This is a genomic window from Pedobacter segetis (assembly GCF_016623585.1).
Lineage (GTDB): Bacteria > Bacteroidota > Bacteroidia > Sphingobacteriales > Sphingobacteriaceae > Pseudopedobacter > Pseudopedobacter segetis.
In genome coordinates this window covers 142,474-156,236 of the sequence record NZ_JAEHFY010000005.1, presented here as the reverse complement: position 1 = coordinate 156,236, position 13,763 = coordinate 142,474, and the positions used below count along the sequence as shown (strand labels likewise).

The 13,763-nt window shown below is 36.1% G+C and carries 8 protein-coding genes; 4 read left to right on the top strand and 4 right to left on the bottom strand.

Translation table 11 applies throughout. The features are described 5' to 3' along the window. The 3 genes from I5M32_RS04805 to I5M32_RS04795 all read left to right on the top strand — a co-directional run bounded on the left by I5M32_RS04805 (window position 1) and on the right by I5M32_RS04795 (window position 1,983). A complete protein-coding gene (locus I5M32_RS04805; RefSeq protein ID WP_200585051.1) occupies window positions 1-705 on the top strand; it encodes a 16S rRNA (uracil(1498)-N(3))-methyltransferase in 705 nt (234 codons plus the stop codon). A gap of 187 nt (window positions 706-892) precedes the next feature. Beyond that, window positions 893-1,477: a DUF4159 domain-containing protein gene (locus I5M32_RS04800; protein WP_317193099.1), complete on the top strand. Its 585-nt coding sequence runs from the start codon at window positions 893-895 to the stop codon at window positions 1,475-1,477. Between the two features lie 5 nt (window positions 1,478-1,482). Next, entirely contained in the window at window positions 1,483-1,983 is a 501-nt protein-coding gene (locus I5M32_RS04795; RefSeq protein WP_200585050.1) for an acetyl-CoA carboxylase biotin carboxyl carrier protein subunit, read from the top strand. A gap of 43 nt (window positions 1,984-2,026) precedes the next feature. Here the strand turns inward: I5M32_RS04795 and I5M32_RS04790 are convergent, their stop codons facing one another. After that, a complete protein-coding gene (locus tag I5M32_RS04790; protein ID WP_200585049.1) occupies window positions 2,027-5,431 on the bottom strand; it encodes a glycosyltransferase in 3,405 nt (1,134 codons plus the stop codon). 79 nt (window positions 5,432-5,510) lie between these two features. Beyond that, on the bottom strand, window positions 5,511-5,669 hold the full coding sequence (locus tag I5M32_RS04785) for a FeoB-associated Cys-rich membrane protein (RefSeq protein WP_200585048.1): 159 nt from the start codon (window positions 5,667-5,669) through the stop codon (window positions 5,511-5,513). A 119-nt stretch (window positions 5,670-5,788) separates the two neighbouring features. Between I5M32_RS04785 and typA the strand changes: the two genes are divergently transcribed. After that, window positions 5,789-7,600, top strand: coding sequence for a translational GTPase TypA (typA, locus tag I5M32_RS04780; RefSeq protein ID WP_200585047.1), 1,812 nt, complete (start codon window positions 5,789-5,791; stop codon window positions 7,598-7,600). 90 nt (window positions 7,601-7,690) lie between these two features. On the opposite strand, the gene I5M32_RS04775 is transcribed toward typA, so the two are convergent. Next, the gene (locus tag I5M32_RS04775; protein WP_200585046.1) at window positions 7,691-12,454 is read right to left on the bottom strand and encodes a LamG-like jellyroll fold domain-containing protein; all 4,764 of its coding nucleotides are present in this window, start codon (window positions 12,452-12,454) and stop codon (window positions 7,691-7,693) included. 228 nt (window positions 12,455-12,682) lie between these two features. Next, window positions 12,683-13,747: a T9SS type A sorting domain-containing protein gene (locus tag I5M32_RS04770; protein WP_200585045.1), complete on the bottom strand. Its 1,065-nt coding sequence runs from the start codon at window positions 13,745-13,747 to the stop codon at window positions 12,683-12,685. Window positions 13,748-13,763: the final 16 nt, after the last annotated feature.

Below are 13,763 nucleotides of genomic sequence, written 5' to 3'. Positions count from 1 at the left end.
ATGCACCTTTTTTATACGCCTGATATCCAAGACCAAACTTATCAGCTAGATGAAGAGGAAAGCAAGCACTGCATCAAAGTTTTGCGTTTAAAAATTGGTGACCAAATCAATTTGATTGATGGTAAAGGCGGCCTTTATTTGGCAGAAATAATAGATGACCACCCTAAGAGAACTGTTTTAAATATCCTCCAAATAAAAACAGAATATGCAAAAAGAAACCATTATTTGCATATTGCGGTAGCACCCACAAAAAATATTGACCGTTTTGAATGGTTTTTAGAAAAGGCCACAGAAATTGGTATCGATGAGGTTACCCCCATCATCTGTGAGCGTTCTGAGCGTAAAGAGATAAAGATTGATCGATCCAATAAAATAATTACCTCCGCAATTAAACAGTCTTTAAAGGCCTACCATCCTAAGTTAAATAATTATATCCCATTCAAAACGTTTATTTCCCAGGCTTCCGCCGATTTAAAACTGATAGCGCACTGCGATGAAGGTCAAAAACCGGGAATAGCCGAAAAATTTATCCCACATCAAAAATATTTGATATTGATTGGCCCTGAAGGCGATTTTTCTCCAACAGAGATAGCAGCTGCTTTAGAAAGCGGATTTATTGCCATAACTTTAGGAGATAGCAGGTTAAGAACAGAAACGGCCGCCTTAGAAGCTTGTTTCGAGATCAATTATTTGAACAGAGAGTAGTTTTTTTGGTTTATTTGTGAATATTAGGTTATAAATTTAAGTGAGTAAAATCAATACAAATATTATTTTCAAAAAAATTAAACCTATACAGCGTTTTGGGTCTCAGATCTTATGTCTCAAATCTTGCCCCTTACTTCTTGCTTCTTGCTTCTTATTTCTTGCTTCATTTAAAACTGCTTCTTACAAAATCGCTAAATTAAAATATAATGGTGGTGGAGATTGGTATGCTAACAGAACCGCACTCCCAAATTTGATCGATTTCTGTAACCAAAATTTAGGGACAAATATTTCTACTGAAGAAGGCTTGGTAGAAGTGGGAAGTAGTGATTTATATAGCTATCCGTTTGTTTATTTAACAGGCCATGGCAACGTGATTTTTACCGATCAAGAGGCCAAAAACTTAAGGAATTATTTAATTGGCGGTGGTTTTTTGCATATTGACGATAATTACGGTTTGGATAAGTTTATCAGGCCACAGATGAAAAAGGTTTTTCCCGAATTGGATTTTGTAGAACTTCCACCTAATCATCCAATTTTTCATCAAAAATTTGATTTCCCTAACGGCTTGCCAAAGATACACGAGCACAACGGAAAAAGGCCACAAGGTTTTGCATTGATCTATAAAGGTAGAATAGTTTGTTTTTATGATTATGAGTGCGATTTAGGGAACGGATGGGAAGATTTTGGCACTTACCCCGATGATACACAAGAAAAAAGGACACAGGCCTTAAAAATGGGCGCAAACTTAATTCAATACGCTTTAACACAATAATTATAATGTTTAAGATTAACGCAAACAAAAATTTCGATTTTGAGACTTCGTTGAAAAATGAAATATTCAATATCAACGGAATGGATACAGATGTAGATATGGTTAACCTTGGAAATAACAGGTTTCATATCATAAAAAACAATAGATCATTTACCGCCGAGGTGATTGCCCATCACTTTACCGAAAAAACTTTTAAGATAAAGGTTAACAACAACATTTATGATATTGAAGCAAAAGACCAATATGATGAATTACTGAAAGACCTAGGCCTAGAAAACTTAAACGCTACCAAGCTCAAAGAAATTAAGGCACCAATGCCGGGCCTGGTTTTAAAGGTTTTGGTGAACGAAGGCGATGAAATAAGAAAAGGGGAGAACCTTTTTGTTTTAGAAGCCATGAAAATGGAGAATATGATCAAAGCCCCTGCAGATTTAGTGGTTAAGAAACTAAACATCAAAGCAGGGGATAAAGTAGAGAAAAACCAAGTTTTGGTGGTTTTGGGTTAAAGATCGTCAAAAGCACCAACAGATATAACTTGGTTTTGGCAACCTAGTTAGGCCGCGCCTTAACATTTCCGGTGCGTGTTAAAGCGCCCCAGCCGCTCATTTCTCCTTTAAGGGCTTTCCGTAAAGATTTAAAGAGCACATAATACATCAATTGTCTCCACACAAAACGCTGGGGAATAATGTAAAGTAATTTTTTAAGGGGCTCTTTCTCTATTTTAAAGGCGAAGCAAGCAAATATCAGATCTACTACCACAAAAAGGATGTAATAGAAAACAACTTGGCCAAAGCTGGTTCCTAAAGAAAACGTACTTTGTATTGCTGCCCAGTTTAATGCTCCCAGATCGATCAAATTCCATACACCACTAACAATTGCACCAAGCATAAATAGATCGGCCAGTGGTGCAAACAAAGGCAATATGATCTGGAAAATAAGTATGTTGGGCATCCCTATCATCCCAAAATAGCCATATTTTTTGTTTAGTAGCGCATTTCTGTTTTTCCAAAAACTCTGCATTACGCCATAACTCCACCTAAAACGTTGTTTTAAAAACATATCAAAAGTTTCTGGGGCCTCTGTGTAGGCTATTGCTGTTGTACAATTTTTAACAATATAACCCGCTTTTAAAATACGCATGGTTAGATCGCAATCTTCTGCCAAGGTATCGCTGGTAAAGCCGCCAACTTCTTGTAAAACTTTTTTTCTAAAGGCACCTATTGCGCCCGGTATAACCGTGATGCTATTTAAAACATCAAATGCCCTGCGATCTAAATTTTGGCTGGTAATGTATTCTATAGATTGCCATTTTGTTAAAAAATTTGTCTCGTTACCTACTTTTACCGTCCCTGCAATTGCGGCAATATCTTCTAGCTCAAATCCTTTTAAAAGGTTTTTTATGGCATCTTTATTAAGTTGGGTATCTGCATCTATACAAACTATAAAATCGTGTTTGCTTAAAGAAATGCCATAGTTTAAAGCAGAAGCCTTTCCTCCGTTAGTTTTACTTAGGATCTTTACCTTATCATTGTTCCCAAAAGCTTTTTTGATAACTTCTAAGGTTTTGTCTTTTGATCCATCATCAATAAAAAGCAGCTCTAATTCTGGGTAATCTAAGGCTAAAAGGCTATCTATGGTTTTAACGGCCGTAACTTCTTCGTTGTAAGCGGGTATTAAGATACTTACCGGAGGATAAGACGGATTTGAATTTTTAGGGGCCTTTTTCTCTTTTCTATATTTTTTTAAAGCCAGAACCGTGATGATCAACAGCCTGATCATGGCTAAAAATATGGATAATAAAAAAACGCTGTAAAGTATTTTGTTGCCATAAAAGAACGAGCTCACAAACAAACTGTCGGCCTCGCCAATTAAACCGCTATCGGCATCATCAGCAACGGCGGGCATTACCTCTGCTTTTGTTTTACCCAATATATCTGCTACGGTTATAAATTGGTAGCCATTCTTTTTAAAATAGTCTATAATTCTTGGCAAGGCCTCAACCGTTTGAGAGCGGTCGCCGCCAGCATCATGTAATAAAATGATGCTTCCATTATGCTTTTGCGCAATAACTTGGCTCACAATTTCATCTGCTGTAATGCCGGGTTTCCAATCTTGCGGGTCAATAGATTCGCCAACATTAATATAATTTTCTGCCCTGCTCTGGGCAACGGGTAAAACCTCTGCCCTTACCTGTGGTTCTGCATCTGCATTAAATGGCGCCCTAAACAAAACTGTGCTTTTTCCCGTGATACATTCAATTAATTTTCTGGTGGCGTTTAATTCAAATACTACCCTAGCTTGGCTTACTTTAGAAAGATCTGGGTGAAAAAAAGTATGGTTCCCTATTTCATAACCGGCATCATACACAGCCTTAACCAATGGGATGTTGTTCTCTGCCATTATACCCACCATAAAAAACGTAGCGGGTACTTTTTCCTTTTTTAATATCGATAAAATTTGAGGCGTGTAAACAGGATCTGGGCCATCATCAAAAGTTAATATTATTTTTTTATCGGCTTGGCCAAATTTGTTGATCACATATTTTGTGGGTAAAGAAACATAATGTTGATCTATGATGGTTTTAGTGGCCGAATCTATTTTTAGGGTAAGTTTCCCTTCTTTTGGCGTTGTTACCAGATCCAATATCTCGCCATCGCCGGTATAGTTAATCCTATCGTTCAGTTCAACTTTAGAAAGCTCATCTCCATTGTAATTTTGTTTGTTTAAGGCCTCTATACTTAGATCACGCCTAAAGAATTTCCATAATCTGGGGTCTTCAGAACCTAATCGCCATAAGGCAATGCCACCAACGCCCCAATCATCGGCCTTGCGCATAATGTTAAAGTTTGTGGCGGCATCTGTAAAATAAACCTCATGTTTTGTTTGATGATTGTCTGTATAGTTATAATGTAGGTTTGCGGATAGAGGATCAAAAACCACTTTCGCTTGATATTGTTGGGCATTTGATATAGCTGTTTGATAGGTCATGTTGATCCCTACCCCGTTTTCTGGCCAATCAAAACCATAACCCGCAATGGCCAAAACAACTTTAGAACTAGGTATTTCTCGGCATATCTTATCCAATTTTTCTTCTACCCAGTCTTGGTGTGATATATCGCCAGGATTGCTCAGTTCGGTATGCTGATCATAGGCCATCAAAAATATGTAATCGTTATATTTTGCCAGCTCCTTAACGTTATAATCTTCGTTATCAGGGCTTATATCCTGAGTTACGGTTAACCCATTCTTGTGTAATGTTTCATAAAGCTGCTTCTGGAAATTGATCAAAGGTTCATCAGAAGAAAGGTTTAGTTCTTCAAAATCTATGTTTACGCCATCTAACCTGTATTTTTTTAGCTGATAAACTAGGTTATCTATAAATTGTGCGCTATGGGCAGGCGAAAGTATTATCCTACGTACCGCTGCACCATCCCAATTAGAATTAATGTAATTTTTTACCGATGCTAATATTTTCTTGTGATTTTTTTTTACGGTTTTGATAACATCGTAATCAATTTTTGCGGTTAATTGGTCAGAGTCTTTTTTTACGAAGAAAAACTCTGGGATAATCATATCTAGCTTATCGATATGATCGCTTAAAGAGGTATATGATTGAGCGTCCCAATCAACAAAAAAACCAAAATTTACCCTGTTTAAATTATTGGGATGAAGTTTTTTATAAAGTTCCCGATCTTTCTTTAGCTGAACCAGCTTGCCCTTAGCTACCTTAAATTCTTTATATTTTGTAGATTTTTTTATTAATGCAACGTTTTTTATGCTGTAAGAATTGTAGGCTTTGCTTAAGTCTGGCAAAGAGGGGTATTTTTTAGAAGCAATGGTAATGATTACACAAACTATGGAAATAAGAATGGCAAGAAACAATATCCTGCTCACCCACTTAAACCTTTTCCACCTGTTTGTAGATGGGGTCTGAAAAATTTGCTTAGAGTGCATTTGAGATTAAATAACGACTAATAACGGAGCAAAGAGGATAAACGATACGAAGGTAAAAACAATATCATGTTAAAGAATGTTAATTTTTATCTGGGTTTATATTAGAAAGATCAACACCGCATTTACCACAACCGTTAGCACAACCGTTTTTAGATTTTAAACCGTTGTATATGAGTTTGCCGATATAAAATGCCGCCGCAACAAACAACAAAAAAACTATGATAGTTTGGATATCCATAACAGAACAAAACTAAAATAATTTTGATTATCCATAGTCATTTTAAATTCAAATCATTAAGGCATAAATTTCTAAATTAAAACCTTACCTTTGCAAAAATTTTTTAGAGCTTTTTTTGGATGCAAAAGATTAGAAATATAGCGATCATCGCCCACGTTGACCACGGTAAAACCACCTTGGTTGATAAAATTTTACACTCTTGTTCTATCTTTAGGGATAATGAAACCGCGGGTGAGCTGATACTGGATAATAACGATTTGGAGCGTGAACGTGGTATTACCATAGTTTCTAAAAACGTTTCTGTTAAATATAAAGACGTAAAAATCAATATTATTGATACCCCTGGCCACGCCGATTTTGGCGGTGAGGTAGAGCGTGTTTTGAAAATGGCAGATGGCGTTTTGTTACTGTGCGATGCTTTTGAAGGTGCCATGCCCCAAACTCGTTTCGTAACGCAAAAAGCTTTGGCATTGGGCTTAAAACCCATTGTTGTTGTAAACAAGGTCGATAAAGAAAACTGCCGCCCAGAAGAAGTGTATGAGCAAATTTTCGAGTTGTTCTTCAACTTAGAAGCTACAGAAGAGCAGTTAGATTTCCCTGTAATTTACGGTTCGTCTAAGCAAGGCTGGATGAATACAGATTGGAAAGTCCAAACCGATAACATCTTCCCTTTGATGGATGCAATTTTAGAAAACATTCCGCCGGCACCTATACAAGAAGGTACTTTACAAATGCAGATCACCTCTTTAGATTATTCTTCTTTCGTAGGCCGTATCGCAATTGGTAGGGTAGCCCGAGGTACCATCAAAGAAAACATGCCGGTATCTTTGGTAAAAAGAGACGGTAAAATCGTAAAATCAAGGATCAAAGAATTATACACCTTTGAGGGCTTGGGAAAAGTAAAGGTTTCTGAAGTTTCTTCTGGTGATATTTGTGCCGTTGTTGGTATTGATGGCTTTGATATTGGCGATACCATTGCCGATTTTGAAAACCCAGAACAACTGGAAGTAATCTCTATTGACGAGCCAACAATGAACATGTTGTTTACCATCAATAATTCACCTTTCTTTGGTAAGGAAGGTAAATTTGTTACTTCGCAACGTTTACGCGAGCGTTTATACAAAGAATTAGAAAAAAACCTAGCGTTAAGGGTTGTTGAAACAGACCTGCCAGATGCTTATTTGGTCTATGGTCGTGGTATTCTCCATTTATCCGTTCTGATTGAAACCATGCGTAGGGAAGGCTACGAAATGCAGGTTGGCCAACCACAAGTAATCATCAAAACCATTGATGGTGTTAAATGTGAACCAATTGAAACTTTGATCGTAGATGTACCGGGCGAAGTTTCTGGTAAGGTTATAGAGTTGGTAACCCAACGTAAAGGCGAATTGTTGATCATGGAGCCTAAAGGAGATTTACAACATTTAGAATTTGAAATCCCTGCCCGTGGAATAATCGGTTTAAGAAACAATGTTTTAACGGCTACCGCTGGGGAGGCAATTATGGCCCACCGTTTTAAAGCTTATGAGCCTTGGAAAGGCACAATCCCAGGCCGTTTGAACGGGGTTTTAATATCTATGGACAAAGGAATGACCACCGCTTACGCAATTGATAAACTGCAAGATAGGGGCCGGTTCTTTGTGGACCCAGGAGTTGATATTTATGAAGGCCAGATATTAGGAGAGCACATTAGGGATAATGATTTAGTAATCAATATTACCAAAGGAAAACAACTTACCAATATGAGAGCTTCTGGTACCGATGATAATACCCGTATTGCGCCAGCCATCAAGTTCTCTTTAGAAGAATGTATGGAATATATACAGGCCGATGAATATATTGAGGTAACGCCCGCAAGTATCCGTTTGCGTAAGATTTATTTAACAGAACAAGAACGTAAGGTTAAAGGGAAATCTTTGGTTGGCCAATAAGGTTTAAAAAGTTGATATTCAAAAAATCCCCAATTAATCTGGGGATTTTTTTGTTTATAAATTCTTTAAGAATTTTGTAGATGGAATGTCTTATTCTTTAATAAACTTATTGGGTTGGTACCCATCAATTTTTATGATATAAACCCCTTTTTGAAAATTGTCAAATTGTAAAACGGTTATTCTTTTATTTAATTTACCTTGTTCAACAACATTTCCAATACTATTAAAAACACGATATTCTAATGGTTCCTTAGATTCTTCAGATAATTGGACAGTAATGCTTTGGAAAAATGGATTTGGATAAATCTTTAAATCTGTCGGACTTAAACTAAAATTCGTAAATCTCACTTCACTATAGGTAAACTTTCCATCAAAATCTACTTGTTGAATTTTATAATAATTTGCCTCCAAGGAAGGCGATTCATGTTTATAAAAGTAATTTTCATCTTTTGAGTCTATGGTATAAATTAACCCAATTGTATCCCAATTTAAACCATCATTGCTATGTAGGACATTAAAATAACTATTGTTTTTTTCGTTTAATATTATCCAATTTAATTGAACTGAGTTATTGTTTTTTTGTAATGTAAAAGATTTAAAATCTAATGGAAGTGTACTGTCTACATAAACTGAATCCGAGTATGAGTAATTTCCTTTCTCACCTATGGATAATTTAGAATCTGACACACGGTAATAATACATTTTGTTCGTTTCTAGTCCCGAAATGGTTTTTGATAATTGGTTTCCGATTTGAAAATTATTATAACCTGTAACAAATGAAGTAAAATCCTTGTCTGTAGCAACATCAATAATGTACTCATCAGCGATTCCCACTACGGGAACACCCCAATTTAATGTGAACCCATTGTTATTAAGTGCAGTTACGGGACTTCTTTGAGGAGTAACCATCGCATAGCTTTCTTCCCATGTGGGCGATGTAGTTGCGACTGCTGCGTTATTGTCCCAATAAATCATATTTCCATTATAAGCGTTCGCAGAAGCATCATTCAAGACGGTTCCAGAATTTTCATTAAATTTATAGTAGGCTAATAAACCGGTTTGATTAGGAGATAATGGTCTGTTCATATTGGCTTTAATGTCAGCTTCGGACAGGACAACATTCCAAACCCGTACCTCGTCTATAGCTCCTTTAAATTGCTGATCTGCTGACCAAGACCAACTTATACCAATTTTAAAAGGTGTGCCAGTAATTGTTGAATTTACAATTGATGAAGAGGTTCCGATTTTTACACCATTAACATAGATATCAATACTACCCCCGTCATTAAATACTGCAGCTAAATGATACCAATGACCTTTCTGAAACTTGTAAGAAATATAGTCGTTAGTTGCGGTATGAATCCCAACATTTCCGTAATTCTTGTCAATACTTATTCCCCAACGAGTGCCCCAAAAATCAATCATTGAAAACACATAAGAGTCAGCAGTTCTAATATTTTGATCCCAATCAGGTAAAATCCAAGCTTCAACAGTACCTTTAGAAAAATCGAACGGACCCGGCTCATTAGTAAGGTGAGGATTATCAATTAAGGCTTGCACTCCATCATTCCCTTGAAAATAAAAGGCATTTCCAGGTTCTGAGCTATAATCCTCGCTCTGGTCATTTATGGTAATAGTGAATGATTTTTCAAAAGACATTTCGAAAGAATTTGTAGTTCTAACTCTTACAGAATAATTGCTTTTTTGTTCAAAATCAAAAGACCTATTTGCCTTAAGTTGATTACCGCTTATAAAAAACGAACCATTGTCATCATCTCCAGTTCCATTTACAAGGGTATAAGTAAAACCATCATTACTCAAATCCTGAGTTGTAAAGTTACCTATGGTGGCGCCTAGGAGGTTGTTTTCGAGTAAAGTATTATTGTTAAGCGACATTCCTGTTGGGGAGGTAATAGCTTCTACTAAGGCTGTTACTACATTTGTACTTTGAGCCAAGTTTTTTAATGAATCTGACAAGCTGATGTTTTTTCCATCCAAAGGAGCAAATAATTCAAGACTGGATTTTAACATAGAGTCTCTGCAGATATATCTCACTTCATCTGCATTCATCGCAGACCTGTAAAATAGCCAATCTTTCAACTGAAGGTTAAAGGGAACGGTTGGTCCTCCAATTTTAATTTTTTTCAGTAATAACTTTTCATTAACACTTCCCTGCAAATTACTGTCACAATATAACATAGTAACTCCTTTAGCATAATAATGCGTAAGTGTAACTTTATGCCACTGATTATCTTTTACATTGATTACCCCAGTTATATTTCCTCCTTTAGAAGATAGGTAAGATAAGTTTCCATTTATAATCTCTAACTTTCCAAGACCATCTGCATCGTTTAATAATAATAGATTTCCATCATTTGCAGTTTTAAAACTTATTGATGATGTAAAAGGATGAACGATATCTTCTGGTTGAAAATTTAAAAATTTGTTTGGGGTATTTTTTGAAACCGTTATAAAAGAGCCCGTAACTTTTTTAGGGATAGGTTTGTTTTCATTTAGAGCATCAAACAAAGATGGTACAATTGCGTGTGATAGCTCTGCATGCCCCGCATCATTAGGGTGAAGACTATCATCCCAATACCCATCAGTATAACGACCGGCTAAATTGTCTACAGCACCCAACAAATTAACACTTGGTACATCCCAACCCTGTATCAGCAAATTCATTTGTTTAACATAATTATAATCAACACTTGTAAAATCGTTTCTGGTGTAGCTATTTGTTACAACAGGAACATAGCCATCTTCTCTGGCTTGTTTAATAAGTTGTTTTAGATTGGTTCTAAATTGGTCAAAACTAGGCTGGCCGTTTTCATGTATGCCCTCGTTACCTAATGAAAGAGCAAAGACTACATATTTTGCATATTGTGGTTTTAAATCGCTATCATACCTAGCTAAAACTTTAACCGTATTATCTCCAGGAATTGAGATATTACTTGTAGTCCAATTATTGCCACCTGTAATAGCCCTTTGATTTAGAATATTAGTGTATAAGCTTGTATAACCAATTTTATTGGTTGCCCCTTGGCCGTATGGGACAGACGAACCAAAGTAAACTATTTTAAATTCATCAAGCGGAGTATAAGCCTCCAAGGATATATCGTCAAAACGAATACTTCCCGCACTACTAGCGTTACCCTTCCATACAAGTGATGCCTTTATAAACTTAGTTCCTACTGGGACAGTAATTCCTACAGTATATTTTTTCCATTCGTCTGATGCTCCTCCATAAACTAGAGAATCAGATTTTTGCATACTTAGTAAAATATTGTCCTTATCAAAATATGCTATTTTTAAGTGAGCGGCTTGACCTACAACTAGTTTGTCCATTCCTGATTGATACAAATAACCGGTTAATCTGTAATTATTTCCATTCAAATAATCAATAGATTGACTTATTTCTGCATTATCGCCACTCTCAACAAAAGAAAAATTTCCATTGTGTTTATTTAAATTATTAACAGCTAAAATGCCATTACTATTTTCATCAGTCCAGCCTGTAAGATCTCCATTCTCAAATCCCTCATTGGTAAGGGTTAACTTGGGTATAAACGTAGTATTATAAACTTCCATTTTCATTATATTTAGATGGCCGTATGATCCCGAGGTCTTTGTCAATTCAATGATGATATCTCCGTTAGAGCTTGCATAAACTGTATCAGAAACCGCAATGGTGTTGTCGTTTCTATTATTAGCACCATTCGCACTTATATTGATCCCGCTTGTTTTTAAAGATGTGTTTGTGACCGTAGCCCCTGTTATCTTATAATTTGATATTCTTGTTTCCGTGTTGTCTCTACTCCCAAAAAACTTGAAGACATATCTTTTTGTTGCGCTTAGGCCGGAAATCTTAAATTCTCCTTTCCCATTTGTGTTGGTGTAAAAGTAATCTTGTGTGGCGGTTGCAATTGCAAAATCATTCAACAGGGCGGGATTAGGGGATAAGAGCCCTCCAGTATTTATCCCATTTGATAAAAATGCTGATGTGATATTGATTTTAACACTACTTGATACACTTCCAGTACTGTTTGTGAGGAACACACTTGGTGCTGTAACGGTTGGGTCTGTGAGGTTTGTCCAATAATTGTTGTTTACATCGGGTCCCAGTGTTATATTGCCGTCTGTTCCGTTGTTTTTTCCAAAATCTATATAATAAGAGTTAGTGTTGTAAACTTCCATCTTCATTATATTTAGATGTCCGTATGTTCCCGCGGTTTTGGTCAATTCAATGATTATCTCTCCGTTTGAGTTAGCATAGAGTGTATCGGAAACTGCAATTGTGTTGTCGTTTCTATTATTGGCTCCATTTGCACTTATGTTAACACCACTTGTTTTTAAAGATGTATTTGTTACCGTAGCCCCAGTTATCTTATAATTTGATATTCTGGTTTCCGTGTTGTCTCTACTCCCAAAAAACTTGAAGACATATCTCTTTGTTGGGCTTAGGCCGGAAATTTTAAATTCTCCTTTCCCGTTCGTGTTGGTATAAAAGTAATCTTGTGTGGCGGTTGCGATTGCAAAATCATTTAACAGAGCGGGATCGGGGGACAAGAGCCCTCCCGTATTTATCCCATTAGATAAAAATGCTGATGTGATATTGATTTTAACACTATTTGATACACTTCCAGTACTGTTTGTAAGGAACACGCTTGGTGCTGTAACAGTTGGGTCTGTGAGGTTTGTCCAATAATTGCTGTTAACATCGGGCCCCGGCGTTATATTGCCGTCAGTTCCATTGCTTTTCCCGAAATCTATATAATAAGAAGAAATAGGCGCTTGACCCTTTACATTAGAAAAGAGAACCGTAAACAAAATTAGCATTAATTTTTTTTTCATTTTAAATTGGTTTTTATTAGGCCTAGTCTTACAACTAAAAAAGCCATGCCCTTACCTTAAGTGATTTATGGTTAAACTAAGTGTCGTTTTGGAGCTGCAACACCCAATCAACATTTTTGTTAATTGCAATATTTTAGGTTTTATTTTTAAAAGGCCGACTCAATATTAGAAGTTGCGTACCCTAAATTCATAAACCTTCATTATACCATTGTGAAATCTTTAAAAAGATTAACGACTTACTAAAAACTTCCGCGTTTGAATGAGTTTACTTTTGTTATCTGTAATTCTTAACAAATAGCTACCCGATTGTAAATCACTAGTGTTTACCCTTACCGTATTATTACCTATATTGAAGCTGTGAATTGATTCCCTAATTAATTTACCAGATAAATCATAAACAGATAAGGTAGCTGTTGAAGCTTCTTTGCTGATAAGGTTTACGTTTAAGTAATCTATTGCTGGGTTTGGATAAAAGCTGAAAGACGTTTCGTTTTTGGATTTATTATTGATTGCTACAATATTAGAATAAGTAAAAGTTCCATCGTTATCAATCATTTTAAGCCTGTAATACAAGGCTCCGATAAAGCTGATGTTTTTATCAACGAAAGAATATTCGCTTTTTCCACCTTTTAGTTCCCCAATTTTCGAGAATAATTTTCCATCGATGCTTTTTTCGACCTCAAAATGGTTAATGTTTAATTCAGAAGCGGTTTTCCAATTTAAAGTGTTTTGCAATCCGTTAAAACTTCCCGTAAAAGAGGTTAACTTAAGCGGTAAAGTTGATTGATCGTTAAATGATATATTATCAAAATAACCTGTTACGGCAGTTGGCCTGTGGTCTCTATTGTCCACAAAAACCGCCAGCTCAATTACCGTTTTCCCAATAAATGGTGTAAAATCAAAAGTCAACTCTTCCCATTGGTTAATAGTGGTGTTTGGTACGCTCAACTCTAAGCTGCTAGACATATCGTTTGGTTTAAAAGAAAAGGTAACATTACTGGTTACAGGTTTATAAACCATCATTTTTACAACACAGTTTGCGGTTGTAACCAAAAACGGCGTATAATTATTGGTATAAGCCAAGCCATAATTTGGGCCATCGGCCTGTGTGGCAATTTGCAAAACGGTGTTTGAGATATTGATGCCTGTTTTAGATGGGTTTGCAAAACTTGCATTTACATCTGATGCGGCAGCTCCCCAAGTAAGGGTACTTGTTTCAAAATCTACTGGGGTTTGTGCTTTTACAACAATACCTAGTAATAATAAACCGAGGAGGGTAAAAATTTTTTTCATGTTTAAATTTTTATGG